Raw genomic sequence first — 17404 nt, forward strand, 5'->3', positions numbered from 1 at the left:
CTCCTTTAATCCTTTTTCAAAAATACATCTGTAACCATGTGGTCTATTATAATGGCAGCAACAAGTGAAATCAACGCTGTTACCAATATGGATACCAACATTCCAAATCCATGTAGACTATCCACACGAATGTGCAGCTTGCCTCGTGTTATCCACATCAAAGTCCACCAATGTATCAAAATAATTTGATAACTATATTTGCTGGCTATCCGGATTATCCATGGTTCTTTTTTAAATAGCTTTTTCCACTGTAGGAAGATGGCGAAGGTGCCCATTCCCATAAGCTCCATGATAGGAGACATATTACCTGTAAACAGGCTGTAGTTTTCATTGTTTGCAACCAGCCAGATGGCAACTATAAAGGCTATCAGGCCAGCCATTATGATTGGCTTATAGTAAGCTGCTGTTTCTTCCCTGGTAATCCAATATCCGATTATGGCTATTCCTACCCATGACACAAACACAAAGGATATGCCTATCTTTAATCCCCATATAGCTGGAACAATTACCTGTATTACTGAAAATACGATAGTTAATACCACAAGCCAGGTGAGCTTTTCATAAGGCATGTCCTTTAGCATATATCGTAAAAACGGAATTGCAATATACACAGATAACAACATATACATAAACCAAAAATGTGGAAAACTTGGGTTATTTGCAGTTATAAAGTTTAAAAGTACATATCTCAGTGAATCAACAGAAAAATCAGTGATTATCTGAGTAATCCACACGTAGAACAGATAATATACTACCATCGGTATCAAAACCTTACTGAATCTTCGCTTAAAGAAATGGCCTAAGGATTCTTCCTTGTATTTAAGCAGGAAGGCGCCTGAAAGCATTACAAAAATCACGTTAGTGCTTTCAAACCATATCTCAAGTGATTGCTGTATGTTACAGATTTTGACATTCTGAATTAATCCATCTGAAAAATCTGTTTTGAATACGTGGATACCAATTACCATTAAAACGGCAAGTACTCGTAGGTAATCATACATACAGATTCGTCCAGAGGCTTCCCTTATGGCAAAGGTATCCTTTAAAAAATCTATTCCTTTAGCTTTTGCTGATTTGTAATGAGTAAATATGGCTGCTGCAAAAATAATAGCTACTATTACATTCAAAAGAATAGAGCCACTAAAGCGCCATATACCATAAGACAGGATAGCTGCAAGTATCACATCAACAGCTGTTACTAAAACTTCTAGCATCTTATACCTCTCACGATTTACATTGTATCCAAGGAATTAAGCATATCTAGGTTCTTTACCTCAGTTTCTGTGAAAATATCCTCTGTGAAATCCTTTGGTAAGATTGATGGTGTATACCATATCTGACCCATGAAATAATTGTAGATTTCCTTATCCTTGAAGGAATATCCATGTCTTGCATAGATTTCGTTTTTAGCAATATGAATAACCTCTGGCGAAAGTCCCTTGAAATCTGAAGCAGAATATACCTTTTTATCTGTGTCGAACAAATACTGGCAATAGCATGCAACATCTGTTACCTGTCTGGTTCCTTCCCAGTAAGCTGAAACCTCTGGCCAGTACTTATTGTTTTCAAGATATCCCTTGCGCTCGCTGATTGCTGCATTAATCTCTTCTGCAGACCAATCTGCAATTGCTGGAGCATAGCCACTAGGATCTACTACAGTAATGACTACATCTGAGAAATCTTCATCTGGCTCTTCTTTTGTATCTGCTGCACCAGTAGTGGCAGTCTTTTGATCTTCAATCGCTACTGCCTTTTCCTCGCTTACCTTAAGCTTCTTGTCCTCTTTGTTTAGAAGATTAAAAGTGATTAAACCAGCAAGGATTCCTACGATAAGTGCAACACATAATTCTATGGACCATCTTCTCACATTACTTCTAGGCTTAAAGCTCTTAGTCCCTGTTTTGCCTTTAAAAAGCTTGCGCATTCCGTAATGCACATCATCAATTAAATCTAAAAATTCTCCCATTATTCGTCCCTCTTAATTCATAAACTTTCTCAAGTATAACATAAAGCCTGTAAATGTTACAAATTTATTACAATGTGTTTTCTATCTGTGTTCTGGTAGCATTTACACTACCCTGTGCCATTTGCTTGCTGCCACCGCCTTTAGCACCAAGCAATTCTCTAAGACCTGTAGCTATTGCAGAACAATCTCTCGACTTGCTACCAATCACAAAATTATATCCATCATCATCATTTCCCGAGAAGATTGCACATAATCCATCATGTCTTTCTACTAATGTGTTAACACCATCTCTCATAATCTTTGTATCCACATCTTCCACAAAGATAGTTACATCTGTAAGATTTGGTGAAATAGTTTCGATTCTATCATTCAATAATCCAGTTTCTATATCGTTTATACGATACTTTAATTGCTTAGTATCTTCTATTAAGCCATCAATTTTGTCTGGAAGCTCATCCTCTTTGCAGTTAAGCTTTTGATATGAGCTGGCAAGGATTTTCATCCTTCTGTTGTAATCCTCAAGTGCGCGCAGGCCGCAAAGAATATACACTCGTGTGCCACCCTTATATTTTCCATAGGATATTACTTTGAGCATTCCTATCTGCCCTGTAGACTTCACATGGGGAGCACAGCAGGCACATAAATCTACTCCCTCAATTTCTACCAATCTAACAGGTCCATCTATTTCCTTTTTGCTACGATAATTGATAGCGCCAAGTAGCTCCTGATTAGGATAGTAAGCCTTAACCTCCACATCACTTGCTATGATTTCATTGGCCTTTCGCTCAATGAAATCAACCTGTTCCTCACTAAGCTCAATATCCAAATCTAAAGTTACCGTATTATCGCTTAGATGGAAGCCAACATTTTCAGCTCCATAGCTATTATGAGCGATTCCCGTAAAAAGATGCTCACCTGTGTGCTGCTGCATATTGTTGAAGCGATGCTCCCAATCTATTATTCCATGAACCTCTTCCCCAATAAGAAAACCAGCGGTACAGTAGTGGTAAACCAAACCATTCTCTATCTGAACATCTATGACCTTTGTTTTGTCTAATGTTCCAATGTCACTGCTCTGTCCACCCTGTTCAGGGAAGAATAGAGTATGATTTAGCACTACCTTATAGGCTGTTACATCATCTTTTTTTGCTTCTTCGCAAGAGATAACCTTTGCTATGAATTCTTTTGCATAGGCATCTCGATCATATAGCATTTCTGTCCTCATAATCCTACCAATCTATTTACTTTTTCTATATAGCATGTCTCTATTAATTTCTGTGTAGAAGGTGTTTCTTAGCTGTTCACCTGTGTAGCCCATCCCTTCTATCCACATAAGTTTTGTGATAGTAGCCTCCAATGTCATGTCGTAAGCCTCTATCATATGGAAATCATGCTTAATCTGACGGCCTACCTCGTAGACTGTCATATTGCTGCCCTCATTGGCAACCTGTGTAGTCATAACTGCCAGCTTGTCCTGGCCTGCCCACTTATCCATCTCCTTGTAGAATGCTTCCATCAGTGTTTCTGGCATTCCGCCTACACCAAAGCTTTCGATTACGATGATATCGTACTGCTCGAAAAGGAAGCTTAGGATACATGGATTCATACCTGGATAAAGCTTTAGCAACGTGACCTTATCCGACATGTCGAAAAAGAATTTCACATCACCTGTTATCTTTGTCTCAGGGATATATCTAAGCAACACCCCATCCTGTATTACTGCAAGATATGGGAAATTGATGCTTGAAAATGCATTGTAGCTCTTGGCCCTCTCCTTTTTAGCGCGAGTTCCACAGATTACCTTTCCATCAAATACTATGCTGACATTCTGAGAATTATCATCAGCTGCATAGATGAAGGAATCCAAAAGATTTGTTTTGGCATCTGTAACATCCCTGCTGATAGGCTTTTGCGAGCCGGTTACAACGATTGGCTTTTTTGAATTCTGAATCATGTAGCTAAGAGCTGCTGCAGTATATGCCAGCGTATCTGTACCATGACATACTACAAATCCATCATAATCGTCGTAATTGTCCTTAATGCATTTAGCAATACGCACCCAAAGATCAGGTGTCATATTAGTGCTATCAATGTTCATCAGCTGCAGAGCATGAACCTGGCACACCTTTTCTACGGCTGGTATGTAGGATAAAATATCCTCTGCTGTAAGTCCCGGTGTAAGCCCTGCTTCTGTTTGTTTTGACGCGATAGTTCCGCCCGTTGCAATCATTAAAATATTCTTCATTCTAATTCTTTCCTATTGGCATTCCAAAAAACTTAGCCTGGAAGCCTTCTGCTAATGTTTCATAATCTGTATAGCTGATATTACTTTTGAAATGACTGTTCCATGTATCTTTCAAAATATCGCATATACGAATTGCTTTTTCATTTTCTTCCATCTGTAGTATAGATGGAAAAACATAAAAAATCATAAAATAGTTAAGGTTCATTAAATCCCCACCACGAACCTTTCCAAACTTTTTGAAAGCTGCGGTAACATCCTCGCATAGAAGCTTCGCCTGTGATTGTAGCTGGCTGTCATCAGCACCCACCAGGTCTTTCAGCAATTCATATCTATTGCTTTTGAACATCTCTATATTGTCCTCATAAGCTTTCTTATTGTTGACCTTGCTAAGTTGGCCAGCATCTTCAAATATTTTTTCTACATTATATCCCATAGTATTCTCCCTTTTTACTCAATCACATCATTAAGCTCTCTTATATCATCAACCTTTGCCACATAACCATCTACTGATTTGCCGTAGCCGTAGGCTGCCCAGATGAAATCCACACCTGCATTGTCGCAAGCATCCTTATCACCCTGGATGTCTCCAATATATACTGGATGCTTAAGCTGATTTTTTTCAACTAAGCCCCTGATGTTATCAGCCTTGCCAAGTCCATTGTCTCCGTAGCAGATATAATCTGTGAAAAGATACCCTAAGCCGCTTCGCTCAAGGAAGGTTTCGATATAGCCCGACTGGCAATTGCTTACGATGTATAGCTTTGTGCGCTTACTAAGGGCTTCAAGGGTTTCCTTCAAGCCTGGATAAGAAGTATCAACTGTACTTTCAGCTAAATCCTTCATTTCGTACTCTTCACATAAATGAAGTGTAGCATAGCGTCTATCAGCGTCTTCATCTGGTATGCAGGCATCTGCAATATCTGTCATAGTCTTGCCGAACAGCCCCTTTAGCTTATCCTCATCAAACTTAACATCATAACCCATATCCTTACAGGCTCTCTCCCAGCTAGGCGCAAACACTGGGGTGTTATCCCAGATAGTGCCATCCATGTCAAAAATAATCCCATCTGTGTTAATTTTCTTCATGTTAAAAACCTTACTTTCTAAACTAATCGATGATATTTTACCGCATTTTCAGTATAATTGATACATATTTATCGAAGGATGGAACACACGATGACAGATGATGAACAGCTTTTATACAAACGCTTAATCGAGCTTTCAAACAGAGCTTATCAAAACAACATATATTGCTTTAGTGACTTCCTCAGCCTAAGCCAGCAGGAGGTCTTGTATCAGGCTGCAAGGGACAAGGCCTTTGCACCTATCAAATATGATTTGTCTGGTGGATATGAAAACTGTGAACGCCAGATGGCTCGCTTCGGAAGTGAAGCGGATTTCGGCTATGAAGTGGATTTTCCAATCAAATGCATCAAGGTAGAGCCACTGGCAAAGAAATTTGCAAAGGAATATACTCACCGCGACTATCTGGGCAGCCTTATGAGTCTTGGAATAGACCGAAAGAAATTCGGAGACATATTTGTAGATGGCATGGATGCCTATATGTACGTAGACGATTCCACTGCTGACTATCTTCTGGAAAATTTTGTATCTGTAGGCCGCAACGCTGTAAAATGCAGCTTCAGCGAGCTACCTGAATCATACAAAAAAGCAGCCCTAAAAGAAGTCACCATACAGGTAGCTTCCCCTAGGGCTGATGCAGTTATCGCAAAAGTATACAACCTAAGTCGCAAGGACACCATTCCTTACTTCACAGAAAAGAAGGTATCTGTAAACGGGCACATAGTAGAAAACAACGACAAGCTTCTTGCTGCCGGTGACACCGTCTCCGTCCGCGGCTTTGGCAAATTCAATCTTATAAGCGAAGGTGGCCTATCCAAAAAGGGCAAGCTCAACCTCAATGTAGAAGTATTCGGGCGCTAGCCCCGGCCCGCCAGGGGTTAGCTACGCTTGTAGGCTGGCATAAGTTCTAGCTTGTGGAGGTTTGCCACGTGCTTGCGCTCGATAGATGCGATGATGTCGGCTGGGATGCCTTCCTTGTTGCCTGAGATATATTCATCAAGCTGTGCGTATGTAAATCCAAGCTTGTCTTCGTCAGACATTCCTGATAGACCATCAGATGGAGTCTTGTGTACAAGGCTTTCTGGAAGGCCTAGGTATTCGCCAATCTGAAGAACCTCATGTACTGTGAAGTCCTGAAGAAGTGATACGTCACCTGCTGCATCACCGTTTTTTGTTGAGTAGCCTACGTAATCCTCAGATGCGTTGCATGTATTTACTACGAAGGATGTTACGCCCTGACCCTGTGCTGCTGCATATAGTGTAGACATACGAAGACGTGGAGCAAGATTTATCTTTAAGTCCTTTGTTACTTCGAAGGTGGTAGCCTTTTCAAATGTAGAAATGGCTGCATTGTAATAGTCTGTGATAGGTATGATTTCGTATGTGAGTCCTAAGTGGTCAGCTAAAAGCTTAGCATCGTCTAAATCGCTCATTTCACCGTTTGGCATGATGATAGCTCTGATACGCTCAGTACCAATTGCTTCCTTTAAAACTGCTGCAGTAACAGATGAATCCTTACCACCAGAAATACCTATAATCGCTCTTGAATCTGTTCCAAATTTGTTGAACCACTCTCTAGTGTATTCAATTAATTGCTTTGTCTGCTTTTCAACATTAAACTCTCTCATTTTTAGTCCTTCTTTCTTACTATAAAGATTTATATGTTACAGTGCTGCAATCAGACGCTGTGCTATAGCTGCAAATCCTGCATCATTTGGATGTCCCGCAAGGAAAGAGCCTATCGTATATACGGTACCATCCGCTGCGGTGTACTGATCCCCTGCATGAAGCATATATTCAGACTCTCCCTGAATACCCGCAAGGCTCACGTAAGTGCATCCCATCTCTGATGCTACAGCTTTTTTTGTTTTGATTATGCTATCATATTTCCAAAAATTATCAAGCATTACTATTCTGGCATTTGGATTATATGCTTTAATGTATTTAATCATGTCAGTCAAATCTTCCTTGAAGTGGTCCTCATGGCCTTTGACATTTTCACCTAGCTCTATAACTATTGTTTTGTATTGGTATTTGCTGATGTACTGGTCTAAATCATCCACTTCATAGTTTCGTGTGCTGGAGAATTCCCAGCTGCGCAGTGACATGTAATCAAATTTATCATAGCCCTTTGCCGCTACTGTCTGATGTACATAATCGTTTTCTGCCGAAGTGGCACCGCATCCCCAGTAGGCGCCCCACCAATCTGCTGTAGGTGGATATAATGTTATGGAATTTCCTATAAAAAGTATGTCCTTTGTGGCAGATGGTATGCTGCCCACACTTGGCAATGGGATATCAATGTATTCCTCTGATACATCATTTGGAGAGATGTAACCATAATCACCATTTATTTTCATCTTGTAGTAATCTGTTTCGTTACACTGAGCTACAATCGCCACCTTTTGGTCTACTGTAAGGGTTCCTAAAATCTCCGCTGAATCATAAGGATTCTCCCTGACTATAGCTTTAGATACGGCATAGAAATTTGCTTCCATATCTGTGAAGGTGTACTCATCTGCCTTGCCTTCCTCTGCAAGCTCTTTGGCCTCTTGCTCGGCCTCCTCCTCTTCTACCATAAGGCGCTCCTGTTCCGCCTCTATTCTTGCCTCTTCAGCCCGCTTTGCAGCCTCTTTTTTATTCTGCTGCACCACCGTTAGGCCAAATGCTATTATAAGTAGTACTAAGGATATCCAAAGTGTAATAACTATTTTCTTCTTCAAGACATCTACTCCAATCTTTTGATTTATATCTATTCTGATAATGTATTTATCACCCGCTGTACGCAGTCAAAGGCTTCATAATCAAAACGTTCAACTGCTTCTATCACTATGATATCAGCCGCTTTAATATCATCCTTTGCATCACTCATATAGTCCCTATGGATGAAGCTACATTTTGTGAAATCCTTTGACAGATACGGCATCATGCCCTCTCTGTAACTATCGCCTAGAAGACACAGCTTTTTGTCTATCGGACCATCGGATGTAGTCCTGTTTATCATCGAGTGAATGTTTAAACCATTGACCGTTATATCAGGCTTATAATCTACAGTCATTTCATAATCATCATAAGTAATATCAGACTCTGGCACGCCCATGTATTCAAACAAATCATATCTCTCCGCAGGCTGAGGACCTGTGATATATACGCTAGGGTCTTCATATCCTATACCCATTTTTTCATAAAGAGTATTAACACCAAACAATGCCCCCAAATGATTCCAGTGACTATCATATTTGTAGTAAACAGGATATCTACCAGTTGCCGTCATTTCCTCCCCCAGAGGATATATAAAGGGAACATCGCAATTCGTATTTACGTATTCATATAGCTGCTGAATTCTCTTCCAATCACTTACAATATCTACTGTAGGCATGTACTTGTAATAAACAGAGGATTTGTTTGGCGGGATGATTACATACAATTCCTTTCCTCTAGCATCACATAATGCCTTCAATTCCTTCAGCTTATTAACGTAGACTTGCTTTTCCTCCTCGGAAAGGATGTTTGTACCCTGGTAGCATTCAAATTCATTTTCGCCATATAGGAACAACCAACCATCCCTGCCGATAATTACATCGTTATTAACATTTAAAGGGAAGAATTGTTCATAAGGGGAGATTTCCTGTGGTTCCTCCACCTCATCCACCTGAGGCTCATCGGTATGCTCATCTACTACCACCGGTTCTTCTACAGGTTTGTATAGCTTTGAGCCGATTGCAGTTTCTATCCACTGATATTTCGATTCAATAGCCCCGTTCAAGCCCTTGTACCAGGCTATGAAGGTGTATCTGAAGGGAATTCTGTCATCCACATAATTGGAAATACTCTCACCAGTATTCAAAAGATTCCCCCATTCAATTTCCGCCATCTTACGCTTTTCCGTTTCCACCACCGAAAGCTTTTCATAGGTAGATTTGCTCACAACCCGCACTGTCCCACCTGCTATCCATGGAAATACCAGTATAGCTAGAAATATCAATATGAAGATTTTATTTTTCAGTCCTGTAAAATTCATATAGTACCACCTGGTTTTTCTTAGAATTGATAGTAAATAAATGGGTTGTAGGTTCCATTTACCATAAGCAACAAGCTAATCAGAAGTAACGCGAGACACACAACCATATTTCCCTTCACTGCTTTTACACTCATGTGGGACTGGATAAATCCGCCAAATAGCGCACCGCAGATAATGGTAATTACACTCATTCCTGACAGATAGGTAAACAGATTTAATATTCTGATTCCACCTGCAAACATTCTTGATAAGTACAAGCCAGCCTCAATTATATTTTCTGCCCTAAACACTACCCAAAGGAAATTTACCACAAGGAAGGTGAGCAGACGATTGAAAAACTTTATAGGATTCTTTTTCAATAATTTGCCAAACCACACTCTTTCAAATATCAGTAATAGACCATACACAAGTCCCCACACAAGGAAGGTCCAGTTGGCTCCATGCCATATTCCTGTAAGCAGAAATACGATGAAAATATTTGCGCAAGTCTTCTTTAGGCTGCATCTGCTGCCGCCCAATGGAATGTAGACATAATCTCTAAACCATGTAGATAAAGATATGTGCCATCTGCGCCAGAAATCCTGAATTGATTCTGCCCTATATGGATGATTGAAGTTTTCCTTAAATTCAAATCCAAACATCTTTCCAAGGCCTATGGCCATATCTGAATATCCGCTGAAATCATAATAAATCTGGAAGGTGTAGCATATACTTCCAAGCCATGCCACTGTGGCATCAAGACTTCCAATATCGGTAGCCCATATTTTATCTGCCACCTGCGCTAACGTATTTGCAATAATCACTTTTTTGCCAAGTCCGAAGCAAAATCTCTTTATACCCTCAGCAAACTCATAGCTTCCTGAAACCCTATCCGTAAGCTGAGTGGAAATGTCCTTGTAATGTACAATAGGACCTGCTATCAGCTGTGGGAAGCAGGCTATATAAAGGGCGAAATATAAAAGATTAGGCTGCAATTCGGCCTGCTCATTATATATATCAATCACGTAAGAAAGGGCCTGGAAGGTAAAGAAGGAAATACCTACAGGTAGCACTATTTCTGCCAAGCCTAGATAGCCTGTACCCGTTCCAGTAAATATACCATGCATTCTTTCCGCAAATTTTAAATCTCCGCCAAAGAATATATTTTCAATTGTAGCTATAAACAGATTGAAATATTTGAAGAAGAAAAGAAGCCCTAAGTCAGACACAATTGCAAAAAGCAATCCAAGCTTTCTGATGTGATCATCATGTCTTTTCTTAGTGCACAAAAATCCTGCCCCCCAGTTGATTAGAATTACAAGGGAAATCAGGATTAGATACTTCACCCCTCCGAAGGCATAAAACAGAAGGGAAAAGCCAAGCAATATGTAATTAGATATTAATATCCTCTTGTCAAACCCTCCACCTATCAGCCTTGGAAGGCCATAGTAGGCCAACAGGCAGATAGGCAGGAATATTGTACAAAATAATAGTGAGCTGAAAACCAAGTTACTCTCCCTCTCCTTTAATCATCAGCTTGGTGAAAGGTTTTGTTTTATTAAAGAAGGTTACCACCACATCACATAAATATGCCCCGATGAAGGTAGTGATAACGCAAAGCACTGCCTTTACTGGAAAGCTTACCGTTGGAAGCAGTGACTGAATCAATCTAATGCTATAGAACTGATTTAAATAAATAAGCAGACTCATTTTTCCGCACCATGCAAACACTGGCTTATCAAAGATTTCGTGACATGGATTCACATTTGAGAATGTGAGCATCAATCCAGCGCACATGATAAATAGTGTAGCGAAGCTGTACTTTGGATCAATACCGGTGACTGCATATCCAAACACCAGTAGATAGCAAGCCAGCTCTACAAAAGCAAGAATCCTCTTTCCTGCCACTGTAAAATTAATCTTATTCAACTGTCTTGTAAAGCTATAAGAGCTGCAACCAAGTGCCATCTCTCCAAGGCCTCGTAAGAAGCATTTGTAAAAATGACCAGTCCAACCATCGATGCCCGCAAGGCTATGATATTCATGAGACATATAGCCCAATACGAAAAGTGCAATCAGCGGGCATGCAATCTTTACAAAAACATCATAATGCTTTCTTAGGAAGTACCAGAAAATAAATGTGACAACAAGCCATACATCCAAATACCATGTAAGCTTGTTTACCCAAGAGCTATCGAATCCGAAAATCTGGACAAAGAAAAGTGATGCCCATGAATCAACGGCGTAAGCGATTCTAGCCTTTGCAGTGTGATGCAAAAAATATCCATTCACAATGATGGTAAGTATGATTGCAAATAGATGATATGGGAAAACGTTCTTAATCTTTTTCCACATCATACCAGCCGTTTCAGTGCCTATAAACTCTGAACGCTTAGCGCTTTTGGCAAAGGCGCTGGCAGCCAGCAGGTAGCCTGAAACGAGGAAGAAGAACTCCACTCCAATATATCCGTGATTAAAGAAATATATTCCCTTTATTCCTATACTGATATTTCCATTTACAGCAAAACGCTTATGTATATGGAAAAACAAAATCCCCAAGGCAAAAATGAAACGTAAAAACTCCACTCGTCCGTTTTTTGCTTGTTTACTCATTTATTAAAAATCTCCTCCGTGGAAATCATCATCCACATCATCTACCATGTTTTCTCTTGTGTATACTCTCTTGGCCTCGCGCTGCTGCTCAACCTGTACTGAAAGCATCTCCTTAACATTTGCAGAATTCTTGATGTTCTTAATCTCAAAGTTTCCAAGGCTCTTATCAGATGAACTAACAATAATTGAGCCCACGCCAAAGATTCTCTGGCCTAAGCTTCTCTTAAGCTTTAAATCCAATATTCTATAAAGTCGAACCTCGTCCTGAGAAAGGTTAAGCAAACCTGTCTCCACAAAAAGTCTGTCCTCGCTCATGCTATATTTAGTAAAGCTGATTGGAAGACCGAAATATCTTTTTCTATCATGCCATAAAATATTAGCCATAGTATCCTCCTATTTTTACAGATATAAATATTATAACCAATTCCTAAAATAAAAGAAACCAGGGATAAATCTCCCTGGCTTACGATTAATTATTTAGTTTCTAGATTTCCTTCACGCTTTGCAATAGCTCGGATGACTAAGCGCACAAGGAAGAATGATGGTATTGAAAGGATTGCAAGCACTATAGCTGTTGTAGGAAGAGTTGAACTGGTAGCACGGCTTTGCTCTGCAACCTCGGCAAAATCCATTCCAGCTGCTTCCATTGCAGCATTCATTAAGAAAAGCATACACATATTTAATCCGTTAAATACCATATGCATTTCGATAGATGTAAATATGCTTCCGCTGGCTCTGTTTACAAAGGCGAAAATGATACCAAGTACTGTTGCATAGCAGAACTGGTTCAGATTTAAATGAATAATGCCAAACATTATGCCTGATATAATGGCTGCTACTGCAAATGGGAACACCTTCTTTAATCGGTTAGTAAAGAAGCCTCTGCATACTATTTCTTCTGTGATTGGTGCACTTATTACTGTTGCAAGAAGTGTAAGTCCAACTGATTCTGTTGCAAACTGATTCACTGACTGTACCATTACATTTGGAACAAAAAACTGAGATACAACATTTGCAAGCATTACCATTGGCTGAGCAACAATTACAAGTAATATTGTAAAGAAGAATGTGCTAACCTTTATCTTCTTGAATTCAAATGCTTCTACTATGGCATCGCCCTTTTTGAGAGTGTAAGCAAATACTGGTATCAGCAAACAGATATCAAGTATAAATACGTGAAGATATGTTGGGATTACTATACCTGCATTTTCCAATCGTCCAAATATAAACCCTAACAATAATTCGATTGCTACTTCCACCAAAAATAAAATCAATAGCTTGGCTGTTTCTAATTTGTTTTCATTTGTCATAATATTTTCCCCTTTTCTTATTACATACTTACATTTACTGGTATCTTTCTAAAAGTAATCCAGTTAACTACCAATCCTGCTACTGCAAAGGCTATCATTCCAATCCAAACTGGAAGCTGATTATAAAATGGATTAATAATCATATCTACAAGAAGTGCTGTAACATCTGATGCACCTGTGACCTCTCCAATTAATCGTGGGCCACCAATCATTATTAGTAAAAAGCATATATAATAAATCCAATATACTATCTTTCCATATCTAAGCATTCCGTTTCCAGCTATGCCTTCTATCCACATGATTAGGCCAAATACAATAATTGCGATTTTAAAAATAGTACTTGTTGCTATTGATACTGATACCAAGCTAACAATGATTGCAAAAACGGCTATCTCTAAAAAATCAGCTATTCTACTGTAACCAAAAAGTACTTTTCTAGTCATTCCAAAGCAAAGACCACGTGGAACCTCGTCTGCCTGCAAAAAGACTTTTATAAAAACATTCATTATTACATAGCCATAGGCTAAAATCCCTGCGATTAAATCTCCATAAGGTGTATCATCTTCCATTCCTGTGGAGCTGAATATGAATTCCAGTACAACACCAATTAGAATTGCAAGAGCAAGGAGGAATAAATTCCATATTTCTCCTGTCTTTTTAAGTTGGCATATTGCTTTAATATTATTTCTACTCATAGATTTTCCCCTTATTTAACCATGCTCTTTTGGTTCAATTTGTATGCCCATAGCTCTGCCAAAGCAAAAATAGCAATTGCACCTACGATTATTAGTGGAAATGTAAAACCAGGAAGCTCAGTAACATACTCTTTCATCCAAAAGCCACCTATAGCCAAGGATGCACCAAAAACTCCACCAATTATTGCTATTATCATTATTATTACTTTTCCGTACTTGCTTACCTTATGACCAACTATCAGTCCTATAGGTCCTAATGCGATAGCTATAATGCATGAAATTAAAATGAGTATTACGTATTTATACTGCTGGAAGATTACGGCAACAAGTGATAATGCTATAAAATTTCCAAATACGAAAGTGAACTGCTTTATCAACTCGCCTACAAAAATATCTTTTCTTCTGGCTCCCATGGACAATGCCATACTGTCATACCAGTTAGGCCCATAAAACGAATACATCATGTTCATCATAATGATGAAAATACTACCAACACTCATAAACATGTTAAGTACATATTCCACAAGGGATTTCTCATCTGAACCGATAATCAACCATTCGATAATTAGTACGCACTCTATGCCCAGCACTAATCCTAATGTCTTTATTCCCTCTTTAAAAAAGTACTTTGCAGAACGTTTTGCAAGACTACTCATACTAAGCCTCCTTTCTGCCATCTACACACATGGCATAGAAAAGATTCTGAAGTGGTACAGGCTCAACCTGAACATCACCAGCGAAACCATCTACAGGCTCATCAGCAAGAACTGTTACCACCTTGTTTCTTCCGATAGATTCAGGATGATATGTCTTGAAATCCTTTACCGCTGCATCTACATTAGTTTCTTCTCCGCTTACACGATACGCTCTGGCAAGAAGCTCCTCTGTGTTTTCCTCTATAATAATCTGTCCATCATCAATGATGATTACCTTTTCAAATAATGACGAAGCCTCTTCAATGATGTGTGTACTGATTACGAAGGTTCTTCCTGTTTCAGCATACTCATCAATTACAAGCTTGTAGAACTGCTCTCTGGCAACTACGTCAAGACCTGCAACTGGCTCATCCAAAATAGTGATATCTGCTTTGCTGGCCATGGCTACGATGATGGTTACTGCTGAAAGCATACCCTTGGAAAGCTTGTTGATGCGCTTCTTAGGATTAATTCCAAAAAGCTCTATTAATTCCTTAGCATATTCTTCATCCCAGTTAGCATAGAAAGCTCTTGCTGTTGCAAGATAATCCTTTACCTTAATTGTGTTAGGGCCAAACATTGTTACCTGGGAAATCTCTCTTGAATAACAGATGTGTGAAAGTGCCTTTTCATTTTCCCAAACTGGCTCACCGTCCAGTGTAATAGTTCCCTCTGTAGCAGGATTCTGAGCTGTAAGAATAGAAAGAAGTGTTGTCTTACCTGCGCCATTTCTTCCGATCAGTCCGTATATTTTTCCAGTCTCAATTTCCACGTCTACATTCTTTAGAACTGTATCTTTACCATATTTTTTTACTATATTTTTTCCTGCTAAAATACTCATATTTCCTCCTCGCCTACCCCTAGGCTAATCTGTTGTTTCGTCTATCAATCTCTTTAAATCAGCCTTACTAAGTCCTATTAGCTCTGCCTCACTGATTATCTTTTTTAGATATGTCTCTTTGAATTTTTTCTTTCGAGACTCCATTACCTTTTCTTTTGCTCCTGCCTGTACAAACATTCCTATACCTCTCTTTTTGTATAAAATGCCTTCATCTACCAAAATATTTATTCCCTTTGCAGCCGTTGCGGGATTAATCTTATAAAACTTTGATAGCTCTGTAGTGCTGGGAACTTGTTCTTCCTCATTAATAATATCCCTTAAAATTTCGTCCTCTATCATCTCACTTATTTGTAGATAGATTGATTTATCTTCCCCTAAGTTGTCTAACACAGACTCACCTCCTTTGGTTGAGTGGTTAATTACTTGTGTAATTAACCATAACACCAATTATGTTTTTTGTCAACAAAAAATGCAACGCACCATTTTGTACGTTGCATTACTCAATTATCCTCGTCTTCCAGATTCTACCATTTCCTTTTCAAAAGCCTCTGGATTTTTCAGGTAATAATCCTGATGTTCTTCCTCCGCTTCATAGAAGCTTTTGAATGGTTCCAGGGCGATGTAAACCTTTTTACCTGTAGATTCTTCAAGCTGTTTTATCTTTTCCTGCGCTAAGTTAAGTTCCTTTTCGTTCTGATAATAGATAGCTAATGTATAAGAAAATCCCTTATCGATAAACTGTCCATCCTTATCAAATGGATCTACGTTTGCAAGATAAATATCAAGAAGCTTGTCATAGGTTACATTATCTTCCTCATACTCTAGAGCGATAGTCTCTCTGTGGCCTGTGCGCTGGCTTTTAACCTCCTCGTATGTAGGATTTACCTCGTCACCACCAGAATATCCACAAGTAACCTTATCCACTCCATAAATCTTGTAGATTGGTGTAACACACCAAAAGCATCCACCTGCAAAATATGCTTTCATAAAACTGTCCTCATTTCTAGTAATAATTGTTCATTATAATCAAAACAAATCCAAAGCACTATCTAAATATATTTCTTCTCTGACTAATAGCTGATATTCTGGCTTCACCATATAGTACAGAATGAATTCCAATACTATTGCGCTTCCCAAGCTACGCCCTTCAATCTTAAAATTTGAAAAGCCTGCGGGCATGTAGATGTTCTGAATATCATCCACGCTTATAAACCCTGGATTAGTCATAGCATCTGAAAAACGATAACCACGCGCAGCCTTTGGAGATGTGCATACGTGGTCTTCACAATCCTCGCCTAAGCTTTTTCTGCTGACATTCTCATAGCATGACTTTCTATCTGTGCACCCGAAGGAACAGCATTCATTGCAAAGAAATTCTACTTTATCCTTTTGGGTTTCAGTTAGTGCATTTAACTGTTCTAGCTTTTTATTCAGACGAAAATCTGGAACAACATATTTAAAATCATCCCTATCAAGCTCTGCCTTCAAATCATCAAAATCTGTAAGCACCTTTGTGGTAGATGAGACAAAATAGTATTCTGGATAATTTTTCTTAATATATTCCAGTAGAAGGTCAGAATAAATTATCACTCCGTTTTTGACCTCGCCTGTCCTTTCAAATAGCTCGCACAAGCGATTACATTTTTTATCTGTCAAATGTTCTTCCCTGATTAAGGAATTGCTAAAGGTAAGTCTTGATGATATACCATATTCCTTCATCAGCCTTATTACATCAGTGGCCTGCTCATCTCCAAAGCCTACACGGCCGCCACCCCACAGACAATCTGCTGGCGCGCCATAGATAGAGCCAATCTCGCACCAGTCGTAAAAATATTCTCTATGATTTTTAAATAGTGGTAGCAGAACCTTGTAGAATTCGTAAAATTCAAACAAGCCTGGTAAGTGATAGTATGCTTTCATTACTCTTGCTCTCTCGTTTTAATCTTTAGTAAATAC

At 39.1% G+C, this 17404-nt stretch carries 20 protein-coding genes; 1 reads left to right on the forward strand and 19 read right to left on the reverse strand.

What is annotated here, in order from left to right; genetic code table 11:
* Positions 1-5: 5 nt before the first annotated feature.
* The 6 genes from BM097_RS07280 to BM097_RS07305 all read right to left on the reverse strand — a co-directional run bounded on the left by BM097_RS07280 (position 6) and on the right by BM097_RS07305 (position 5297).
* Positions 6-1214: an acyltransferase gene (locus tag BM097_RS07280; protein ID WP_090547482.1), complete on the reverse strand. Its 1209-nt coding sequence runs from the start codon at positions 1212-1214 to the stop codon at positions 6-8.
* A 17-nt stretch (positions 1215-1231) separates the two neighbouring features.
* Positions 1232-1966 carry a YARHG domain-containing protein gene (locus tag BM097_RS07285; protein WP_090547485.1) on the reverse strand — a complete coding sequence of 245 codons (735 nt, stop codon included), beginning with the start codon at positions 1964-1966 and terminating at the stop codon, positions 1232-1234.
* A gap of 67 nt (positions 1967-2033) precedes the next feature.
* Positions 2034-3179 (reverse strand): alanyl-tRNA editing protein, encoded by a 1146-nt coding sequence (locus tag BM097_RS07290; RefSeq protein ID WP_242944676.1) that lies wholly within the window; start codon positions 3177-3179, stop codon positions 2034-2036.
* Positions 3180-3203: 24 nt separating this feature from the next.
* A complete protein-coding gene (locus BM097_RS07295) occupies positions 3204-4211 on the reverse strand; it encodes an asparaginase (RefSeq protein WP_090547491.1) in 1008 nt (335 codons plus the stop codon).
* Between the two features lies 1 nt (position 4212).
* On the reverse strand, positions 4213-4644 hold the full coding sequence (locus BM097_RS07300) for a hypothetical protein (RefSeq protein WP_090547492.1): 432 nt from the start codon (positions 4642-4644) through the stop codon (positions 4213-4215).
* A 14-nt stretch (positions 4645-4658) separates the two neighbouring features.
* The gene (locus BM097_RS07305; RefSeq protein WP_090547494.1) at positions 4659-5297 is read right to left on the reverse strand and encodes an HAD family hydrolase; all 639 of its coding nucleotides are present in this window, start codon (positions 5295-5297) and stop codon (positions 4659-4661) included.
* A 90-nt stretch (positions 5298-5387) separates the two neighbouring features.
* Here BM097_RS07305 and BM097_RS07310 point away from each other — a divergent pair, with 90 nt between their 5' ends.
* Positions 5388-6155: a YlmH family RNA-binding protein gene (locus tag BM097_RS07310; protein WP_090547497.1), complete on the forward strand. Its 768-nt coding sequence runs from the start codon at positions 5388-5390 to the stop codon at positions 6153-6155.
* 17 nt (positions 6156-6172) lie between these two features.
* Here BM097_RS07310 and nadE read toward each other — a convergent pair whose 3' ends face one another.
* From nadE to BM097_RS07375, 13 genes are all read right to left on the reverse strand, one after another.
* The gene (gene nadE / locus BM097_RS07315) at positions 6173-6922 is read right to left on the reverse strand and encodes an NAD(+) synthase (protein WP_090547500.1); all 750 of its coding nucleotides are present in this window, start codon (positions 6920-6922) and stop codon (positions 6173-6175) included.
* 36 nt (positions 6923-6958) lie between these two features.
* Positions 6959-8017: an SGNH/GDSL hydrolase family protein gene (locus BM097_RS07320; protein WP_090547502.1), complete on the reverse strand. Its 1059-nt coding sequence runs from the start codon at positions 8015-8017 to the stop codon at positions 6959-6961.
* Positions 8018-8046: 29 nt separating this feature from the next.
* Positions 8047-9315, reverse strand: coding sequence for an alginate O-acetyltransferase AlgX-related protein (locus tag BM097_RS07325; RefSeq protein WP_090547504.1), 1269 nt, complete (start codon positions 9313-9315; stop codon positions 8047-8049).
* Between the two features lie 20 nt (positions 9316-9335).
* The gene (locus BM097_RS07330) at positions 9336-10802 is read right to left on the reverse strand and encodes an MBOAT family O-acyltransferase (RefSeq protein WP_090547506.1); all 1467 of its coding nucleotides are present in this window, start codon (positions 10800-10802) and stop codon (positions 9336-9338) included.
* Position 10803: 1 nt separating this feature from the next.
* Positions 10804-11907: an acyltransferase family protein gene (locus BM097_RS07335; protein ID WP_090547509.1), complete on the reverse strand. Its 1104-nt coding sequence runs from the start codon at positions 11905-11907 to the stop codon at positions 10804-10806.
* Between the two features lie 3 nt (positions 11908-11910).
* A complete protein-coding gene (locus BM097_RS07340) occupies positions 11911-12291 on the reverse strand; it encodes a PH domain-containing protein (RefSeq protein WP_090547512.1) in 381 nt (126 codons plus the stop codon).
* Between the two features lie 89 nt (positions 12292-12380).
* Complete coding sequence (locus BM097_RS07345) at positions 12381-13217, reverse strand: CPBP family intramembrane glutamic endopeptidase (protein ID WP_090547515.1); 837 nt, start codon at positions 13215-13217, stop codon at positions 12381-12383.
* A 20-nt stretch (positions 13218-13237) separates the two neighbouring features.
* Entirely contained in the window at positions 13238-13912 is a 675-nt protein-coding gene (locus BM097_RS07350) for a hypothetical protein (protein WP_090547517.1), read from the reverse strand.
* 11 nt (positions 13913-13923) lie between these two features.
* Positions 13924-14568, reverse strand: coding sequence for a hypothetical protein (locus BM097_RS07355; protein ID WP_090547520.1), 645 nt, complete (start codon positions 14566-14568; stop codon positions 13924-13926).
* 1 nt (position 14569) lies between these two features.
* Positions 14570-15448, reverse strand: a complete 879-nt coding sequence (locus BM097_RS07360) for an ABC transporter ATP-binding protein (protein ID WP_090547523.1) — start codon at positions 15446-15448, stop codon at positions 14570-14572.
* Positions 15449-15472: 24 nt separating this feature from the next.
* Positions 15473-15838: a GntR family transcriptional regulator gene (locus tag BM097_RS07365; RefSeq protein WP_090547526.1), complete on the reverse strand. Its 366-nt coding sequence runs from the start codon at positions 15836-15838 to the stop codon at positions 15473-15475.
* Positions 15839-15952: 114 nt separating this feature from the next.
* Positions 15953-16435, reverse strand: a complete 483-nt coding sequence (gene msrA, locus BM097_RS07370) for a peptide-methionine (S)-S-oxide reductase MsrA (protein WP_090547529.1) — start codon at positions 16433-16435, stop codon at positions 15953-15955.
* A gap of 39 nt (positions 16436-16474) precedes the next feature.
* Positions 16475-17368: a hypothetical protein gene (locus BM097_RS07375; RefSeq protein ID WP_090547532.1), complete on the reverse strand. Its 894-nt coding sequence runs from the start codon at positions 17366-17368 to the stop codon at positions 16475-16477.
* Positions 17369-17404 lie beyond the last annotated feature (36 nt).

It is taken from the genome of Pseudobutyrivibrio sp. OR37 (assembly GCF_900113655.1).
Lineage (GTDB): Bacteria > Bacillota > Clostridia > Lachnospirales > Lachnospiraceae > Pseudobutyrivibrio.